This window comes from Jiella pacifica (assembly GCF_010500815.1).
Taxonomy (GTDB): Bacteria; Pseudomonadota; Alphaproteobacteria; order Rhizobiales; family Rhizobiaceae; genus Jiella; species Jiella pacifica.
Genome location: NZ_JAAAMG010000008.1, coordinates 213,970 through 232,849 on the forward strand (window position 1 = coordinate 213,970; position 18,880 = coordinate 232,849).

The following is an 18,880-nucleotide window of genomic DNA, read 5'->3' on the forward strand; positions in this document are numbered from 1 at the left end:
TTTCGAGCTCATTGCTGCCTAGATGAAATCAAAAATCTCGGTGCCGCGGTCCGCTCCTTTCGGCGATCGACGCGGATACGACAGACGAATGGCGACAAGAAGACCCGAACATGCAGACGCCGCTTCCCCCCGCCACCCACTACAAACATCCCCAGCTCGGCACCTACAGCTCTGCGGACGAGTTGCTGGCGGACGACAGGCTGTCTGAAACCCAGAAGCAGATCGCGATCGAGGCGTGGCGCATTCAGCTCGAGCACGGGATGTCCGAAGAGGCCGACCCTGCCCCGTTCAAGGCCGCCGTCAAATCCTTGAAGGGCGCCGCCGACAGACTTGCCGCCGGGCAGCATTGATCCCAGCACGAAAGCCGCAGGGCGAGAAAGCGGCATCGGGTTGATCCATCCGCCTTTCTCACGGAGCGATGCACCCTAACTTGCCCCTCGTGCGGCAAAGAAGAGCCGCGGGCAACGGCGACGGGACAGCAATCATGCCGAAAAGCATCAACCCCGCGACGGGCGAAGTCATCGAGGATTTCGCCGAGCACGGCGACGACGTCGTCGAGCGAGCGCTGGAAAACGCTGAAATCGCCTATCGGGACTGGCGCCGGACGCCCTTCAGCCGACGGGCGGAGCTCCTCAGCCGCACGGCCGACATTCTGGAACAGCGCAAGCAAGAACTCGGCCGGATTGCCACGCTCGAAATGGGCAAGCGCTTGAAGGAGGCCGTCGCCGAGGTGGAAAAATGCGCCGTCGGCTGTCGCTATTACGCCGAGCACGGCGAGGCGATGATCACCGACGACGAACGCCCCGGCCCCGCCTCGAAGAACTACGTCGCCTACCTGCCGATCGGCCCGGTTCTCGCCGTGATGCCGTGGAACTTCCCCTATTGGCAGTGCTTCCGCTTCATCGCTCCGGCGCTGATGGCGGGCAATGTCGGCCTGTTGAAGCACGCGTCGAACGTCAGCCAGTGCGCGCTCGAGATTGAGAACATCCTGCTCGAGGCCGATGCGCCGCAAGGGGTGTTCCAGACGCTGCTGATCTCCTCGAAGAAGGTCGAGCCGATCCTGCGCGATCGCCGCATCCGCGCCGCGACCCTGACCGGCAGCGAAGCGGCCGGCGCTGCCGTCGCCGCGACGGCGGGCTCCGAGATCAAGACGACGGTGCTCGAGCTCGGCGGCTCGGATCCGTTCATCGTCATGCCCTCGGCCGACATTGGCAAGGCCGTCGACGTCGGCGTCACCGCGCGGATGCAGAACAACGGCCAGAGCTGCATCGCGGCCAAGCGTTTCATCGTCCATGCCGACGTCTATGACGACTACACGGCTCGGTATCGCGAGAAACTCGAGGCGATGACCGTGGGCGACCCGATGGACGAGGCGACCGACCTCGGTCCCGTCGCGATGAAGTCTGGCGTCGACGATTTGAGCGATCAGATCGAACGCTCGGTGAAGGCTGGCGCGACCCTGACGACAGGCGGCCCGATCGAGGGGCAGGGCTTCTACTTCAAGCCGTCGATGCTCGAAAACGTCGGCAAGGAGGCGCCGGCCTATCGGGAGGAACTGTTCGGTCCCTGCGCGATCTTCTTCAAGGTCGCCTCGATCGACGAGGCGATAGAGTTGTCCAACGATTCCGACTTCGGCCTCGGCGGCTCGGTGTGGACGAACGAGGCGGGCGAGATCGAGCGCTTCGTCCGCGACCTTGATACCGGCGGGACCCATGTGAACCGAATGACCGCTTCCGATCCGCGGCTCCCCTTCGGCGGCGTCAAACGCTCGGGCTACGGGCGGGAGCTGTCGAAGGAAGGCATCCATGCCTTCATGAACGCCAAGGCCGTGACGATCGACTGAGCGGTCGACCACCCTGCGACTGCCCGGCGGCCGCCCCGCTGTGCCCGACGTCGCACTTGCCGCGACGACGCAACGCACATGCAAGTCCCGCATGGTAGCTGGGCCGATGGCGGAGCCTATTTTTTGCTTCGGATGGACCGACCTCGTCGGTTCATCGCCGCCAGAAGCATCCAGGCATTCGCAGGGGCACTCGAATGGTACAGGCCGGCTAGTTCCGTGGCAGACTTGCCGGTTGCCTATTTTCACGGCATAAATTCAACGTCGAGATCGGCGGGCATCGTCAGTGGTGCCCGACGAAGTTCCGGCTGGGACGATCGACAAGCGAACGGATCCGTCGCATGAGCACGAACCCATCTTTCCCCTCTCCCGCAAGTCTCGCCGCGCTGACCGAGCGCGCCGAAGCGGCCCGGACGGCTGGCATCCGGCAGCTTTTCGCCTCGGACTCCAACCGCTTCGCTGAGTTTTCCGCCGGCGGCGCCGGCCTCCTCCTCGACTATTCCAAGACCGCCATCGACGCCGAAACCCGTTCGGCGCTGTTCGATCTGGCGAGAGCCCGCCAGGTCGAGGAAAAACGCGACGCGATGTTTTCCGGGGCGCGCATCAACGTCACCGAGAATCGTTCGGTGCTCCACATGGCGCTGCGGGCCGAACCCGCCGACGGCTACCGCGCCGATGGCGATCCGGTCAGCGCCGAGGTGATGGGCGTCCTCACCGCAATGTCGAACTTCGCGACCAAGGTCCGCAACGGCGAGATCCTCGGTTCCGACGGCGACTTGATCACCGACGTCGTGAATATCGGCATCGGCGGCTCCGATCTCGGCCCGGTGATGGCAACGCTGGCGCTCGCCCCCTATCACGACGGCCCGCGCACCCATTTCGTGTCGAATGTCGACGGCGCGCACATGGCCGATACCTTGAAGGGGCTGGAGCCGAAGACGACACTCTTCGTCATCGCCTCGAAGACCTTCACCACCATCGAGACCATGACCAACGCGGCGACGGCCCGCCGCTGGATCGTCGCCACGCTCGGCGAAGCGGCGGTGGGCGCCCATTTCGCCGCCGTTTCCACCGCCCTCGACAAGGTCGACGCCTTCGGCATCGGATCGGAGCGGACCTTCGGCTTCTGGGAATGGGTCGGCGGCCGCTATTCGATCTGGTCGGCGATCGGCCTGCCGCTGATGCTGGCGATCGGCCCGGAGGACTTCCGGGCGTTCCTCGCCGGCGCCCGCGAGATCGACCAGCACTTCAAGACCGCGCCGCTGGAGGAGAACCTTCCCGTCCTTCTCGGCCTCGTCGGCTACTGGCACCGGGCGCTGATGGGACATCCGACCCGGGCGATCATCCCCTACGACCAGCGCCTTGCCCGCTTCCCGGCCTATCTCCAGCAGCTCGACATGGAATCGAACGGCAAGCGCGTCGGCCTCGACGGCGAGGCGGTTCCGATCAGCGGGCCCGTCGTCTGGGGCGAGCCCGGTACCAACGGCCAGCACGCCTTCTTCCAGCTGATCCACCAGGGAACGGACGTCATCCCCGTCGAATTCCTGATCGGTGCCAATGCCGACGAGGGCGCCGACATGGCGGTTCACCAAGACCTCCTCCTCGCCAACTGCCTCGCCCAGAGCGAAGCCCTGATGAAGGGCCGAACGCTGGAGGAGGCCCGCCAGCAGCTTCTCGATGCCGGCCGCGCGCCCGAGGATGCCGAGCGCATCGCGCCTCACCGGGTGTTTCCCGGCAATCGCCCGTCGATCACGATCCTCTATTCGAAGCTCGATCCGGCGACGCTCGGGGCGCTGATCGCGCTCTACGAACACCGGGTCTTCGTCGAGGCGCAGCTCTTCGGCATCAACGCCTTCGACCAGTGGGGCGTGGAACTCGGCAAGGAACTGGCGAATAATCTCGTCCCGGTCGTCACCGGGGAGGCCTCGGCCGAGGGCCGGGACGGCTCCACCCGCGGGCTCGTCGCAGCAATCCAGTCGATGAGGAACCACTGATGTCAGCCACACCGAAGATCGAACCGATCGGCGCGAAAGTTCCCGAGCCGCGCCAGAACGACCCGGACACGCTCGCGCGTCAGATCGTCGAGAAGCTGACCTATTCGATCTGCAAACACCCGGAACAGGCGCGAAAATACGACTGGCTGCGGGCGGTGACGCTGGTCGTCCGGGACCGGATCATCGATCACTGGTTTCCCTCGACCGACAGGGTTCGCGACAGCGGCGACAAGCGGGTCTACTACCTGTCGATGGAGTTCCTGATCGGCCGCATGCTGCGCGATGCGATCAACAATCTGCAGCTGACCGGCCCGATCCGCGAGGCGCTGAAGCGCTACAATGTCGAGCTCGACATGGTCGAGCTGCTGGAGCCGGACGCGGCTCTCGGCAATGGCGGCCTCGGGCGGCTCGCCGCCTGCTTCATGGAATCGATGGCCTCGACCGGCGTGCCCGGTGTCGGCTACGGCATTCGCTACGTCCACGGCTTCTTCCGCCAGGAGATCGCCGAGGGCGCCCAGGTCGAACTGCCCGAGACCTGGCTCGTCCATGGCAATCCGTGGGAATTCGAGCGGCGGGATTCGAGCTACGAGATCGGCTTCGGCGGCAAGGTGCTGACCCAACAGGAGCCGGGCAAGCCGCCCCGCCACGTCTGGCGGCCGGCCGAGCGGGTTCTCGCCGTCGCCTTCGACACGCCGATCGTCGGCTGGCGCGGAAGCCAGGTCAACACGCTGCGCCTGTGGAGCGCCCAGGCCGTCGATCCGATCCTGCTCGACGCGTTCAACTCCGGCGATCACATCGGCGCCCTGGTCGAATCCAACAAGGCAGAGGCGATCACCCGGGTGCTCTACCCGGCCGATTCCCACCAGGCCGGCCAGGAACTGCGCCTCAGGCAGGAGTATTTCTTCTCCGCCGCCTCGCTGCAGGACATCATCCGCCGCCATCTCGGCGAGAACGACAGTCTCGACAACCTCGCCGACAAGGTGGCGATCCAGCTCAACGACACCCACCCGGCCGTTTCGGTCGCCGAGCTGATGCGGCTGCTCGTCGACGTCCACGGCTACGAGTGGGCGAAGGCTTGGGAAATCACCCGCGCGACCTTCGGCTACACCAACCACACACTCCTGCCCGAAGCGCTGGAGCACTGGCCGATCAACCTGTTCGAGCGGCTTTTGCCACGCCAGATGCAGATCATCTACCAGATCAATGCCGACGTCATTCGCGAGGCCTCCCAGACCGGCTTCGACGGCGCCCAGATCTCGGCGATCTCGCTGATCGACGAGGGCAACGGCCGGCGTGTGCGCATGGGGCAGCTGGCCTTCGTCGGCAGCCACGCGGTCAACGGCGTCTCGGCCCTCCACACCGAGCTGATGAAGGAGACGGTGTTCCGCAACCTTCACGAACTCTATCCCGAGCGCATCCAGAACAAGACCAACGGCGTGACGCCTCGTCGCTGGCTGATGGAGTGCAACCCTGGCCTGACAGGGCTCCTGACCGAGGCGATCGGGCCCGGTTTCCTCGACGACATCGAGAAGCTCAGGGACGCCGACGGTCTCGCCGACGATGCGGCCTTCAGGGAGAAGTTCGCCGCCGTGAAGCGGGCGAACAAGGGGCGGCTCGCCGATCTCATCTCCGACCGGCTCGCCATCACCATCGACCCGGGTGCGATCTTCGACATCCAGGTCAAGCGCATTCACGAATACAAGCGCCAGTTCCTCAACATCATCGAGGCGATCGCCCTTTACAACCAGATCCGCGCCCATCCGGAGAAGGACTGGACGCCGCGCGTCAAGATCTTCGCCGGCAAGGCCGCCCCGAGCTACGTCCAGGCGAAGGAGATCATCCATCTCGCCAACGACGTCGCGCGGGTCGTCAATTCGGATCCCTCGGTGCGCGATCTCCTGAAGATCGTGTTCATCCCGAACTACAATGTCAGCCTCGCCGAAATCATCATGCCGGCTGCGGACCTTTCCGAGCAGATCTCGACAGCCGGCCTCGAAGCGTCGGGTACCGGCAACATGAAGTTCGCGCTGAACGGGGCGCTCACCATCGGTACGCTCGACGGCGCCAATGTCGAGATGCTCGAACATCTGGGCGAGGACAATATCTTCATCTTCGGCCTGACGGCCGACGAGGTCGCCCAGCGCCGGCGCGAGGCCCATAGCGGCCGTTCGATCATCGACGAGACGCCGCTGTTGCGCGAGGCGCTGGACGCGATTTCCGCGGGTGTCTTCGCGCCCGAGAGTCCGGCCCGCTATCACAGTCTCGTCTCCAACCTCTACAACAACGACTGGTGGATGATCTGCGCCGATTTCGAAGCGTACTGGAACACCCAGCGGGAACTCGATGGGCTGTTCCTGACGCAGGATGCGTGGCAGTCGAAGGCGGTGCACAATACGGCCCGCATGGGATGGTTCTCGTCGGATCGCTCGATCCGGGAATATGCCAAGGACATCTGGCAGGCGGGGCCCGGCAAGGTGCGCTGAAGCCGGTGGTGGCGGCAGTCGCCGGGGTGGGATCTTCGGCGAGCGCCTTTTCCCGCGCCGTCGGCAGGAAGCGAAAGCTTTCATAACGGCAGGATCGGCGGCGATGTTCGTTCGTCGCAGACCCCATGCTCCTTGACTCTCGCCGCCCTATCTTCACTCTGAGTTGACGAGGCGAAGGCGCCCGCCGGCCGTTTCGGGCAGGCGGTAGCAAAAAGAAGCGCGGCGAGAGCGCGCAATTCGCCATCGAGGGAGGGACAATGGCAGATTCACGACCGTTCGCACCCCTGGCTCGCGACGCCATGGCCTATGTCCTGGCGGGCGGGCGCGGGAGCCGGCTGCTCGAACTGACGGACAGCCGCGCCAAGCCCGCCGTCTATTTCGGCGGCAAGACCCGGATCATCGACTTCGCTCTGTCGAATGCGATCAATTCCGGCATCCGCCGCATCGGCGTCGCCACCCAGTACAAGGCCCACAGCCTCATCCGGCATCTTCAGAACGGCTGGAACTTCCTGAGGCCCGGCCGCAACGAGAGTTTCGACATTCTCCCCGCCAGCCAGCGCGTCTCGGAGGATCAGTGGTATGCCGGCACGGCCGACGCGGTCTACCAGAACATCGACATCATCGAGTCCTACGCGCCGAAGCACATCGTCGTCCTCGCCGGCGACCACATTTACAAGATGGACTACGAGATCATGCTCCAGCAGCATGTCGACTCGGGTGCGGACGTGACGGTGGGCTGCCTCGAAGTGCCGCGCATGGAGGCGGTCGGCTTCGGCGTCATGCATGTCGACGAGAACTACGAGATCACCGAGTTCGTCGAAAAGCCGAAGGATCCGCCGGCGATCCCGGGGCGACCCGACGTCGCGCTGGCCTCGATGGGCATCTATGTCTTCGAGACGAACTTCCTGATGGACCAGCTGCGCCGGGACGCCTCCGATCCCAACTCGCAGCGCGATTTCGGCAAGGACATCATCCCGCACATCGTCCGGCATGGCAAAGCAGTCGCCCACCGCTTCAACCGCTCGGTGGTGCGCTCGGCGATGGAGCCCGACAACGAGGCCTATTGGCGCGACGTCGGCACGGTCGACGCCTACTGGCAGGCCAATATCGACCTCACCGACATCGTGCCGCCGCTCGACATCTACGACCGCGACTGGCCGATCTGGACCTATGCCGAGATCAATCCGCCGGCGAAATTCGTCCATGACGAGGACGGACGGCGCGGCACGGCGATCTCCTCGCTGGTCTCCGGCGACTGCATCATCTCCGGCGGTTCGCTCAATCGTTCGCTGGTCTTCACCGGCGTCCGGGTCCATTCCTATTCCCAGCTCGACCATGCCATCGCTCTGCCGCACAGCCACATCGGCCGCAGCGCGCGGGTCAAGAACGCCGTCATCGACCGCGGTGTCGTCATTCCCGACGGGCTGGTGATCGGCGAAGATCCCGAGCTGGATGCCAAGCGCTTTCGCCGCACCGAATCGGGGATCTGCCTTGTTACCAAGCCGATGATCGACCGGCTGAGCTACTGACCACAGATGCGCATTCTCTCGATTGCCTCGGAAGTCTTTCCGCTGATCAAGACCGGCGGCCTGGCCGACGTCGCGGGTGCGCTGCCCGGCGCCCTCGCCGCCCATGGCTGCGACGTCGTCACCATGCTGCCGGGCTATCCCGTCGTGATGCAGGAGATCGCGCGGGCGAAGGCTGAGGTGGAGGCCTTCCAGCTCGCCCCCGTGCTCGGCTGCGAGGCGCGGATTCTCGCCTGCGAACTTGCCGGCCTGAAACTCTTCGTCCTCGACTGTCCGCAATTGTACGACCGCCTCGGTGGCCCGTATTCCGACAGCGGCGGTCATGACTTTTCCGACAACTGGAGGCGCTTCGCGGCGCTTTCCAAGGCCGGCGCGCGCATCGCCCAAGGGGCGATCGCCGGCTATCGACCCGACATCGTCCACGCCCACGACTGGCAGGCGGCGCTGACGCCGGTCTATCTCGCCGCCTCGAACCGCCCTCGCCCGCGGACCGTGCTGACGATCCACAACCTCGCGTTCCAGGGTAACTATCCCTCGCAGGTCTTTCCCGAACTCGACCTTCCGACCGCCACCTGGTCGATCGAGGGGGTCGAGTATTACGGCAATGTCGGCTTCCTGAAGGGCGGCCTGCACGCCTGCGATGTCGTCACCACCGTCAGTCCGACCTATGCTAAGGAAATCGTCACCGACGGCGGCGGCATGGGGCTCGACGGCCTATTGCGCGGGCGCGGCTCGCGCTTTGTCGGCATCGTCAACGGCATCGACACGACCTTCTGGAACCCCGAGACAGATCCGGCGATCGCCGCCAATTATTCGGCCACCGACATACGGCCAAGAATCCACGACAAGCGGGCGATCGAGGGCGAGTTCGGCCTCAGGCGTGAGGATGGCCCGATCTTCGCCGTGGTCAGCCGGCTGACCTGGCAGAAGGGCCTCGATCTCGTCGCCGGGATCTGCTCGGAGATCGTCTCGCGCGGCATTCGCCTCGTCGTCGTCGGCTCGGGCGAGGCGATGATCGAAGGTGCCTTCCAGGCGGCTCATTCCCGCCATCCGGACCGGGTGGGGGTCAGGATCGGCTATGACGAGCCGCTGTCGCACCGGGTGCAGGCGGGCGCCGACGCGATCCTCGTTCCCTCGCGCTTCGAGCCCTGCGGCCTGACCCAGCTCTACGGGCTGCGCTATGGCTGCATCCCGGTCGTCGCCAAGGTCGGCGGCCTCGCCGACACGGTCGTCGACGCGAACCATGCGGCGGTCGCCGCGGGCGCTGCGACCGGCGTCATCTTCTCGCCACCGGACGAGGCATCGCTGCTTGCGGCCGTCGACCGGACGCTCGAACTCTACGAGGACGCCGGCGTCTGGCGAAACATGCAAGCCGCGGCTATGAAGTCCGACGTTTCCTGGGAAAAGAGCGCGCGGATCTATGCGGGCCTCTACCGCGATCTGATGAAAGAGTAGACGATGATCGAGACGATCGCCACGACGCCATACGACGATCAGAAGCCGGGCACTTCGGGGCTCCGCAAGAAGGTCCCGCATTTCCAGCAGCCGAACTATGCGGCGAACTTCATCCAGTCGATCTTCGACGCCCTGCCGCTCGACGGCGGCGAGACCCTCGTCCTCGGCGGCGACGGCCGGTTCTACAATCGCGAAGTGATCCTGATGGCGATCCGAATGGCGGCGGGCAACGGCTACGGCCGGGTCGTCGTCGGCCAGAACGGCATCCTGTCGACGCCGGCCGCCTCCAACCTCATCCGCAAGCGCGGCGCCTCGGGCGGCATCATCCTGTCGGCCAGCCACAATCCCGGCGGCCCGGACGGCGACTTCGGCATCAAGTACAACGGCGCGAACGGCGGCCCGGCGCCGGAAAGCGTGACGGCAAAGATCTTCGAGAAGACGAAGACGATCAGCCGCTACCGGGTGTTCGCCTCCACGGCGCCGGACATTTCGAAGCTCGGCGAGACGACGCTCGGCGACATGGTGGTGGAGGTGATCGACCCCGTCGCCGACTATGCCGAGCTGATGGAAGAGCTGTTCGATTTTTCCAAGATCCGCGACCTGATCGCGTCGGGCTTCGGCCTCCGCTTCGACGCGATGCATGCCGTCACCGGGCCCTATGCCACCGAGATTCTGGAAAACCGGCTCGGCGCGCCGGCGGGCAGCGTCGTCAACAACATTCCGATGGAAGATTTCGGCGGCGGCCATCCCGACCCCAATGCCGTCCACGCCGCCGACCTCATTGCCCATCTGATGGCCGAGGACGGCCCGGATTTCGGCGCCGCCTCGGACGGCGACGGCGACCGGAACCTGATCGTCGGCAAGGGCGTCGTCGTCTCGCCGTCGGATTCCCTTGCCGTCCTGGCCGCCAATGCCCCTCTCGCCCCGGCCTATGCCAAGGGCATCGCCGGCATCGCCCGCTCCATGCCGACCAGCCAGGCGGCGGACCGGGTGGCCCAGAAGCGCGGCATCGGCATCTACGAGACGCCGACCGGCTGGAAGTTCTTCGGCAATCTCCTCGACGCCGGCAAGGTGACGATCTGCGGCGAGGAATCAGCCGGCACGGGCTCGGATCACGTGCGCGAAAAGGACGGCGTCTGGGCCGTGCTCCTGTGGCTGAACATCCTCGCCGAGCGGCGCGAGAGCGTCGCCGAGATCCTTCAGAAGCACTGGGCCGAATTCGGCCGCAACTTCTACCAGCGCCACGACTACGAAGAGATCGACGCCAAGGCCGCCAACGGGCTGATGGAGTCTTTGCGCGACCGCCTCGCCTCGATGGCCGGCCAGCGCTTCGGCACCCTCGTCGTCTCGGAGGCCGACGACTTCTCCTATAAGGACCCGATCGACGGCTCGGTGGCGACCAGCCAGGGCGTGCGCATCATCTTCTCCGGCGGCTCGCGCATCGTCTATCGCCTGTCGGGCACCGGCACCAGCGGCGCCACCCTGCGCGTCTATATCGAGCGCTTCGAATCCGATCCGGCGAAACACGCGCTGCCGCCCGAAGAGGCGCTGAAGGAGTTGATCGACACGGCGGACGTCATCGGCGAGATCAAGAAGCGCACCGGCCGGAGCCAACCGGACGTGGTGACGTAAGGTAGCGCCGGCCTCGTTGCTTCGGTGCCCCGGTGCTGTTGCCCGAAGGCTTCCGGCGAACCGGGCGTGGCGATGGAAGATATCCAAAGCCCGCGGCGGTCCGATGATAGACCTCTACGGCTTGGCGATGACGATCTCGACGCGCCGGTTCTGCTGCCGGCCGCCATTGTTGAAGACGCGACTGCCGATCGACGGCTCGCCGGCGGCGGTGGCGGCCGAAACCGTGGACAGAGCGGTGGCCATGGCGGCCGAGGCGCCGGTGGGGGTGATCGCAGCGGCCGTGATAAAGGCGATGGTCGGCAGGATGGATTTGTTAAACACGGGTCGGCTTCCCTCTGATTGCCGGCGGCCCGTCTGGCCTGCCGATGACCAGACGTTACCGATTGTCCCGCAGGGCCGCTGTGTCGCCCGTCACAGTGAGGCCTTCTGCAAACCCACCTCGATAGCGGAACGCCGAAGACCGGCAGGACCGCTCGCCGATCGATCGGTAGCGATCACCACTGCGCCATAGATCGCTCGGAGTTCCTCGATTGGCACGCGGCGTGATTACTGCCGTAGACGCATCAAGTGGCCGCGGGATCGTCCGCCACGCAGGTCGACGGCCGGCCGGCGAATCAGAATTGCTCATTCCGTTTCAGAATCAACGACGCGACGATCGGCAGCTTCGAAGGCACCCACCACCATTCATCTGGTTGTGGGGACGCCTCCCGCTTCTCCGTCCGTCAGAGAAGTGGGAGGCCTCGTCTGCTTACATCTTTACAGCGGCATTCCCGCCATCAGCCCAAAGGGCTGAGCCTGTCACGAAGCTCGACATGTCACTGGCTAGGAACAAGGCGGCGCGAGCGATTTCCTCCGGCTGCGCAATCCGCTTCATGGCGTGAAGGCCTGCTGCCCATTCACGTTGCTCGGCGTTCCCCGCCATGGCGGTTGCCGTGCCGCCCGGCAGAAGCGCATTGGCCCGAATGCCTTGCGCGCCGTAATCGGCGGTCAACCCTTTGACCAAACCCATGAGGCCGGCCTTCGCCGCCCCGTAGGCCGCCATTCCCGGCAGGCCGACGCTATTGCCGACGAAGCTGCCAGTGAAGATCAACGATCCGGCGCCACGTTTCAGCATGGCAGGCACCTGCGCCTTCGCTCCCAGAAAGGCCGCCGTGAGGTTGGTCTGAAGGACATTCTCCCACTCGCTCGACGCCAGCTCGGCAAGCGGGCGCACCATGCCAACGGTTCCGGCATTGTTGAAGGCGATGTCCACCGAGCCGTACGTGCTTTCGGCCGCGATGACGCAGGCTTCATGCGTTTGCTCATGTGCGACATCGCCAGCGACGACCACCACGTCTCCGCCTTCATCCCGGATTTCGGCTGCGAGTTGATCGAGAGGTCCGGCTCGTCGTGCGCAGATGACAAGACGGGCGCCCTCTTCCGCAAAAAGCTTGGCGGTCGCCCGGCCGATGCCGGAACTGGCTCCGGTGATGATGGCGACTTTATTCGATAACAGTGTCATGGCAGCACTCCTGAAGGAAAGGAGCGCATCAATTAAACGCGGCTGCCTCGCCCACCCACCCGTTTTCCGGCGCATCAGCGAACCCGAGAACCCGCGAACGATGAGGCTGCCGAACAGCGCGAGCGGGGAATGCGGTGGACTGTCCGTTTCACCTTCGCTCTTCGCAAATGCCGACGGTCGACTTTGCACTCATCCCGGTCCTTCGGACTCGCGTTGTTGAAACAGAGTCATAGTACCCTGTTTCAAAATCGCGACCGGGTCGCCCGGGAAGCGGCAAGCACTGTCATATGCGCAACGGCCCCCGCCCCGATGGCATCGCGGCGGCGAAGTCGCTAACCTCGCCCCATGACCTTTCAGATCACCTCCGAGCGCGGGCTGCCGAAGCGGCTCGGCGCGACACCGAAGAAGCGCGGCGTCAGCTTTGCCGTCACCTCCCACAATGCCGACCGCGTCGAGCTTTGCCTGTTCGACGACACCGGCACCAAGGAGGTCCAGCGCCTTCCCCTTCCCGGCGAGCAGGAGGGCGTGCGCTTCGGCTTCGTGCCGGACTTGCAGCCCGGCACGCGCTACGGGTTACGCGCCCATGGGCCGTTCGATCCGGCGCGGCACCATCGTTTCGATTCGTCGAAGCTCCTGGTCGACCCCTATGCCGTCCGGCTCGACCGGCCCTTCGTCTACCACCCGGCGCTGATCGCGCCGCCGGCGCAGCGGCTCGATACGGCCCCGTGGGTGCCGCGCGCGATCGTCATCGATCTCAAGCGCGACGCCGGGCCCCTGCCCTTTTCGACGCCGGGCTTTACCTACGAACTTCACGTCCGTGGCTTTTCCCAGCGCCATCCGGGCGTGCCGGACACTCTTCGCGGGACTCTCCTCGCCCTCGCCGAGCCGGCGCTCCTCGACCACGTCGCCGGTCTCGGCGTCGACACCGTCGAGCTGATGCCCTGTGCGGCCTGGATCGACGAGCGGCATCTGACCGAACTGGGCCTCACCAATGCCTGGGGCTACAACCCCATCACCCACATGGCGCTCGATCCGCGGCTGGCGCCGGGTGGCCTTTCCGACATGCGCCGCGTGGTCGAGGCATTCCACCAACGCGGCATCCGCGTCCTTCTCGACGTCGTCCTCAACCACTCCGGCGAGGGCCCGGTGGAAGGGCCGACGATCTCCTATCGCGGGCTCGACAACGCCCTCTACTATCGCCACGCTCCGGACGGCTCGCTGGTGAACGACACCGGCACCGGCAATACCTTCGCCTGCGACCGGCCGGCGGTGGCGAGACTCTTCGTCGATACGCTGCGCCATTTCGTCGAAACCATGGGGATCGACGGCTTCCGCTACGATCTCGCGCCGGTGCTCGGGCGCAGCGACGCCGGCTTTTCGCCGGACGCGCCGCTCCTGACGGCGATCGCGACGGACCCGGTGCTGAAAGACCGCATCCACGTCGCCGAATCCTGGGACATCGGCCCCGGCGGCTATCAGGTCGGGAACTTCCCGCCGCCCTTCTTCGAGTGGCAGGACCGGTTCCGCGACGACGTCCGCAGGTTCTGGCGCGGCGACGAGGAGGTCGCCGGCGATCTCGCGACGCGTCTTGCGGGGTCGGCGGACATTTTCGGCGGCCATGGCCGCCGCCCCTCGATCGGCGTCAACATGATCGCCCCCCATGACGGCTTCGCGCTCGCCGATCTCACCGCCTATGCCGGCAAGCACAACGAGGCCAACGGCGAGGACAACCGCGACGGCCACGGCGAGAACTTCAGCTGGAACCACGGCACCGAGGGGCCGAGCGACGACGCCGGGGTGATCGAGGCGCGTCGCCGCGACGTCCGGGCGCTGCTGGCGACGCTCTTCGTTTCGCGCGGCAGCCTGATGATCGTCGCCGGCGACGAGATCGGCCGCAGCCAGCGCGGCAACAACAACGCCTATTGCCAGGACAACGAGATCCTCTGGCTCGACTGGCAGAACGCCGACACCGCTCTCGCCGCCTTCGTCGCCCGCCTGGCGACGCTACGGCGCGACCATCCAGCGCTGTCGGCCGACCGGTTCCTCACCGGCGGGATCGTCGAGGATGGCGAGGTGGAGGACGTCGTCTGGCTGAGCGAGGCCGGCGCAGCGATGGAGGAGGCCGACTGGCGCGACCGCGAGCGGCATTTCCTCGGCATGGGCGTCTACGCTCCGCGCCGCGCTGAGGAGGAGGAAAGCGAACGGGCGATCGTCTACCTCAATGCCGGCCATCTGACCGTCGAGGCGGTGCTGCCGCAGCCGCGCCCCGGCCATGACTTTCGGCTAATCCTTCGCTCCGACGATCCGGCGGCATCGACCGGTGCCTTGCCGGACGGCCAGAAGCTGGGGGTGACGGCGCGCTCGGTCTTCGTGCTCGTCGAGGAACGGGCCGGCTGAGACGGCGGAGCGCCAGTGGCTTCGTCGACGACGAAGCGATCATCACCCGCCCTCGTGCCGCGGCGCGCAAAACCCCTTGCCCGCCGCGCCCGCCCATCGTAGCAGGAAGCCTCACGCCGCAGCCCCGCCCGGGGCTCGGGCCGGCACCCCGACGGCCTGTCATTCCGAACCCGACCGCCTCCTGCCCATAAAGGTCGACGGGCGCCTGCCGCCCGCTCTCGCCAGCCCATGCAGACCATCCTCGACGTCATCGTTCCGATCTTCAGCCTGATCGCCCTCGGCTATGCCGCGGCGCGCTTCGGGCTGTTGTCGGAAGCGGTCGGCGAGAGCCTGGCGCGTTTCGTCTTCGTCGTCGCCGTTCCGGTGCTCTTGTTCCGGACGCTGGCGACGATGAGCTTCGGCAGCGCCAATCCGGTGTTTCTCTGGCTGAGCTACTTCGGCGGCGTCGCCCTCGCCTGGACGCTCGGCACCCTCGTCGTGCGCAAGTTCCTCGGCGCTGACCATCGAACGGGCGTCATTGCCGGCATCACGGCAAGCTTCGCCAACACCGTCTTCGTCGCCATCCCGATGCTGCAGCGGGCCTATGGCGACGCCGGCCTCGAACCGCTGTTGATCATCATCTCGATCCATCTGCCGGTGATGATGATCGCCTCGACCCTGCTCGTCGAGCGGGCCGCGGCCCTCGACGCCATCGGCGGCGCCGATCTCGCCCGGGTGCCCGTGCCGCTCGGCCGAATGGCGCGGCGCATGGCGGTCAACCTCGTCACCAACCCGATCGTCGTCGGCATCGCCATCGGCCTTTGCTGGCGCATCTTGAGCCTGCCGCTCGAAGGGCCGCTCGACGAGGTGACGCGGCTTCTCGGCGGCACGGCGGGCGGGCTGGCGCTGTTCTCGCTCGGCATGTCGCTGACGCGCTACGGGCTGCGCGGCGATCTGCTGGCGGCCTCACTCATCACCGGGCTGTCGCTGATCGTCATGCCGCTCGTCGTCTGGCTCATCGCCCGCGAGGCCGGCCTGCCGGCGTTGTGGTTGAAGGGAGCGGTGCTCACCGCCGCAGCGCCCGCCGGCATCAACGCCTATCTCTTCGCCAGCTATTTCAAGGCCGGCGAAAAGCTCGCGGCGACGACGATCCTGATCTCCACCGTCGCCTCGGTCGTCACGCTCAGCGTCTGGCTGAGGATCCTCGGGGCCTGACGGCAGCGGCTTCGCCGAGTCCGCCTGGTCGCCCGGGCAGGCCGACCATCCGGCGGATGTCTTCCGCCGTCAGCCCCGCCTCGCGCAGCGACCGTAGCGAGGTGTCGCGGGCGCTCTTCGACAGCTTTCGCCCGTCCGCGCCCAGGATCAGCTCGTGGTGGTGATAACGCGGCTGGGGAAGGCCGAGCAGCGCCTGCAGGAGCCGCTGGATGCTGGTGGCGTAGAACAGGTCTCGCCCCCGCACCACGTCGGTGACACCCTGGATCGCGTCGTCGACGACCACCGAAAGCTGGTAGCTGGTCGGGATGTCCATCCGCCCGAGGACGACGTCGCCCCATTCGAGCGGCCGGGCGACGATGGTGCCGCTTTCGCCGATCGGCGAGGCGCCATGCTCCTCCCAGGTCAGGGCCGGGACCATCTCGATCGCCCGCTCGACGTCGAGCCGCCAGGCGAAGCGCGCTCCCTCGCTCATCCGCTTCTCCCGCTCCTTCGTCGAGGCATGGCGGTCGAGCCCGGGATAGAGCGGCGCGCCATCGGGATCGCGCGGCCATGCCCTCCCCTCCTCTTCCTCGAAGCGCTCGACATGCGCCTTGATCTCGCCGCGGGACATGAAGGCCGGATAGACCAGGTCCTCCGCCGCCAGCGCCTCCAGCGCCGCGGCATAGTCGTGCATGTGCTCGGACTGGCGGCGGGGTTGCTCGTCCCAGCTCAGGCCGAGAAAGGCGAGGTCCTCCTCCACCTGGCGCTCGAAGGCCGGGGTACAGCGGGCCGTGTCGATATCCTCGTGGCGCAGCAGGAACGTCCCGCCGAGCGCGCGCGCCATCGCGTGATTGATGAGGGCCGAATAGGCATGGCCGAGATGCAGCTCGCCGTTCGGGCTGGGGGCGAAGCGCAAGACCGAATCACTGGGGAACATGGTCGGCAATTCCCTTCCACGGACGGCGGGATCGTCGGCGCCGCCGACGCCCGATGCGCCCATGATGCTTTTGTTTTTCAAGAACGTTCAGACGGAAGAGCGGATCCTGCCGTGGCGCGTCGCGATGTCCGGAGAGCGACGTGCTAGAACCGGAATGCGTGGGGAAGATGACGAAAGCTGGGAAGTCATGATCCGGACCGAAGCCGACATCGCCGAGGCCCTGGCCGCGCTGACGGCGGCGGACGGCCGGCTGTCGGGCATCGTCGAGGCGGCGGGGTCGGTGCCGCTGCGGCGGTCTCGCTCGGGTCTCGAGGGGCTTCTCGCCATCGTCGTCGCCCAGCAGGTGTCGAAGGCGAGCGCCGACGCGATCTTCGGCCGCCTCGAGGCCGCCTCGAGGCCGCCGTCGATCTCTCCGATCCGCAGGCGATCCTCGCCGCCGACGACGCGACGCTGCGCGCGGTCGGCCTGTCGCGCCCCAAGCAGCAGACGCTGCGCGCCGTCGCGGCCGCCGTCGCCGAAGGCCGCCTCGATCTGTCCCGCTGCGAAACGGCGGAAGCGGAGAAGGCAGTCGCCGAGCTCGTCGCCGTCCGCGGCATCGGCGTCTGGACGGCCGAATGTTGGCTGTTGTTCTGCGCCGGCCACCCGGACGTCTTCCCCGCGGGCGACCTCGCCCTGCAGGCGGCAGTCGCCCATGCGCTCGACCACGAGAGCCGGCCGACCGCCAAACGACTCGGCGAGATCGCCGGGGCCTGGCGGCCGCATCGCTCCGTCGCCGCGCGGCTGTTCTGGGCCTATTATGCAGCCATCCACAGGCGGGAGGTCGTGCCGGCACAGGAGGCGGCAAAACCGGCGGCACCGTTGGAACCCAAGGCCAAGGCGCCGCGGGTTCCCTCACGCTCCCGCCGAGTTTCGCCCAAGTCCCTGTCATGACTGGTCTCAGGCTTCACAAAGGCGACATGATGGAGCACGATAGTCCCCACCGACGCAGATAACCGATGATGGCGTGTGCCTAAGGAGAATGCGGTGACGATTGCGGTAAGTCCGGACTTATCCCCAGCCCTCGTCCTGAACGCGGATTTCCGGCCGCTGAGCTATTATCCGCTCTCGCTCTGGTCCTGGCAGGACGCCATCAAGGCGGTGTTCCTGGATCGGGTGACGATCCTCGCCGAATACGACCGGGCGGTCCGAAGTCCGACCTTCTCGATGCGCCTGCCCTCCGTCGTCTGCCTGAAGAGTTACGTCAAGCCCGCCCGCAACCCCGCCTTCACCCGCTTCAACGTCTTTCTCCGCGACCGATTCCAGTGCCAGTACTGCGGCTCGCCGCACGAGCTGACCTTCGACCACGTCGTGCCGCGCTCGAAGGGCGGCCTGACGACATGGGAAAACGTCGTCGCCGCCTGCTCGCCCTGCAATCTGAAGAAGGGCGGTCTGATGCCGAAGGCGGCCGGCATGATCCCGCACCAGACACCCTACCAGCCAACGGTCCACGACCTGCACAACAACGGCCGACTGTTCCCGCCGAACTATCTGCACGAGAGCTGGCTCGACTATCTCTACTGGGATTCCGAACTCGATCCGGAGTGACCGACCACTCGCGTCAAGCGACGCCGGGACACGCTCCGCAATGGTATTCGCCAATCCGCAGCGGATCTGCCCTGCCTAGCGGACGCAGCCAGACACCGAGTGCAGGATGCTGGCACGCCCGTCCGCCGCACCCGTCGCCATGAGCATCTTCACGGACGACCTGAAGAAGCCAGACCACGTCTCCGGGTCGGACAAGTGATATTGGTGAAGCAGCTCCCACTGAAATGCTGACGTGTCCTCTTAATCTTCTTTCCATGCTATTTTTGGGAAGGAGGACCGAACCATGGGACCGTCACCATCAAGGAAGTCCGCAGGGCCGCGTGATGCGGCCACCAAGGTTGCGCATCATCGCCTGAGT

13 protein-coding genes and 1 pseudogene are annotated in these 18,880 nt (G+C 66.2%); 11 read left to right on the plus strand and 3 right to left on the minus strand.

All coding sequences use genetic code 11. The features are described from left to right. Positions 1–110 precede the first annotated feature (110 nt). The 7 genes from GTK09_RS12220 (at position 111) to GTK09_RS12250 (ending at position 10,930) form a co-directional block, all read left to right on the plus strand. A complete protein-coding gene (locus GTK09_RS12220; protein ID WP_163463432.1) occupies positions 111–350 on the plus strand; it encodes a hypothetical protein in 240 nt (79 codons plus the stop codon). A 134-nt stretch (positions 351–484) separates the two neighbouring features. After that, the gene (locus GTK09_RS12225) at positions 485–1,843 is read left to right on the plus strand and encodes an NAD-dependent succinate-semialdehyde dehydrogenase (RefSeq protein ID WP_163463433.1); all 1,359 of its coding nucleotides are present in this window, start codon (positions 485–487) and stop codon (positions 1,841–1,843) included. A 338-nt stretch (positions 1,844–2,181) separates the two neighbouring features. Further along, positions 2,182–3,834 carry a glucose-6-phosphate isomerase gene (pgi, locus tag GTK09_RS12230; RefSeq protein WP_163463434.1) on the plus strand — a complete coding sequence of 551 codons (1,653 nt, stop codon included), beginning with the start codon at positions 2,182–2,184 and terminating at the stop codon, positions 3,832–3,834. Then, on the plus strand, positions 3,834–6,317 hold the full coding sequence (locus GTK09_RS12235) for a glycogen/starch/alpha-glucan phosphorylase (RefSeq protein WP_163463435.1): 2,484 nt from the start codon (positions 3,834–3,836) through the stop codon (positions 6,315–6,317). Before pgi ends, GTK09_RS12235 begins: the two co-directional genes overlap by 1 nt. Positions 6,318–6,574: 257 nt before the next feature. Further along, on the plus strand, positions 6,575–7,846 hold the full coding sequence (gene glgC, locus GTK09_RS12240) for a glucose-1-phosphate adenylyltransferase (RefSeq protein ID WP_163463436.1): 1,272 nt from the start codon (positions 6,575–6,577) through the stop codon (positions 7,844–7,846). 6 nt (positions 7,847–7,852) lie between these two features. Further along, a complete protein-coding gene (gene glgA / locus GTK09_RS12245) occupies positions 7,853–9,298 on the plus strand; it encodes a glycogen synthase GlgA (RefSeq protein ID WP_163463437.1) in 1,446 nt (481 codons plus the stop codon). A 3-nt stretch (positions 9,299–9,301) separates the two neighbouring features. Continuing rightward, complete coding sequence (locus tag GTK09_RS12250; RefSeq protein ID WP_163463438.1) at positions 9,302–10,930, plus strand: alpha-D-glucose phosphate-specific phosphoglucomutase; 1,629 nt, start codon at positions 9,302–9,304, stop codon at positions 10,928–10,930. Between the two features lie 114 nt (positions 10,931–11,044). Here GTK09_RS12250 and GTK09_RS12255 read toward each other — a convergent pair whose 3' ends face one another. After that, on the minus strand, positions 11,045–11,251 hold the full coding sequence (locus tag GTK09_RS12255; protein WP_163463439.1) for a hypothetical protein: 207 nt from the start codon (positions 11,249–11,251) through the stop codon (positions 11,045–11,047). 427 nt (positions 11,252–11,678) lie between these two features. Then, positions 11,679–12,431 (minus strand): SDR family oxidoreductase, encoded by a 753-nt coding sequence (locus GTK09_RS12260; protein ID WP_163463440.1) that lies wholly within the window; start codon positions 12,429–12,431, stop codon positions 11,679–11,681. Positions 12,432–12,776: 345 nt separating this feature from the next. Between GTK09_RS12260 and glgX the strand changes: the two genes are divergently transcribed. Both glgX and GTK09_RS12270 read left to right on the plus strand, forming a co-directional pair. After that, positions 12,777–14,828, plus strand: a complete 2,052-nt coding sequence (gene glgX, locus GTK09_RS12265; protein ID WP_163463441.1) for a glycogen debranching protein GlgX — start codon at positions 12,777–12,779, stop codon at positions 14,826–14,828. A 228-nt stretch (positions 14,829–15,056) separates the two neighbouring features. Further along, positions 15,057–16,022, plus strand: coding sequence for an AEC family transporter (locus GTK09_RS12270; protein WP_163463442.1), 966 nt, complete (start codon positions 15,057–15,059; stop codon positions 16,020–16,022). Here the strand turns inward: GTK09_RS12270 and gluQRS are convergent. Then, a complete protein-coding gene (gene gluQRS / locus GTK09_RS12275) occupies positions 15,991–16,938 on the minus strand; it encodes a tRNA glutamyl-Q(34) synthetase GluQRS (protein WP_163463443.1) in 948 nt (315 codons plus the stop codon). The genes GTK09_RS12270 and gluQRS overlap by 32 nt on opposite strands. Before the next feature lie 187 nt (positions 16,939–17,125). On the opposite strand from gluQRS, the pseudogene GTK09_RS12280 reads away from it, so the two are divergent. Both GTK09_RS12280 and GTK09_RS12285 read left to right on the plus strand, forming a co-directional pair. Continuing rightward, positions 17,126–17,868 (plus strand): annotated as a pseudogene (locus GTK09_RS12280) (DNA-3-methyladenine glycosylase family protein). A 93-nt stretch (positions 17,869–17,961) separates the two neighbouring features. Further along, complete coding sequence (locus GTK09_RS12285; protein ID WP_163463444.1) at positions 17,962–18,522, plus strand: HNH endonuclease; 561 nt, start codon at positions 17,962–17,964, stop codon at positions 18,520–18,522. Positions 18,523–18,880: the final 358 nt, after the last annotated feature.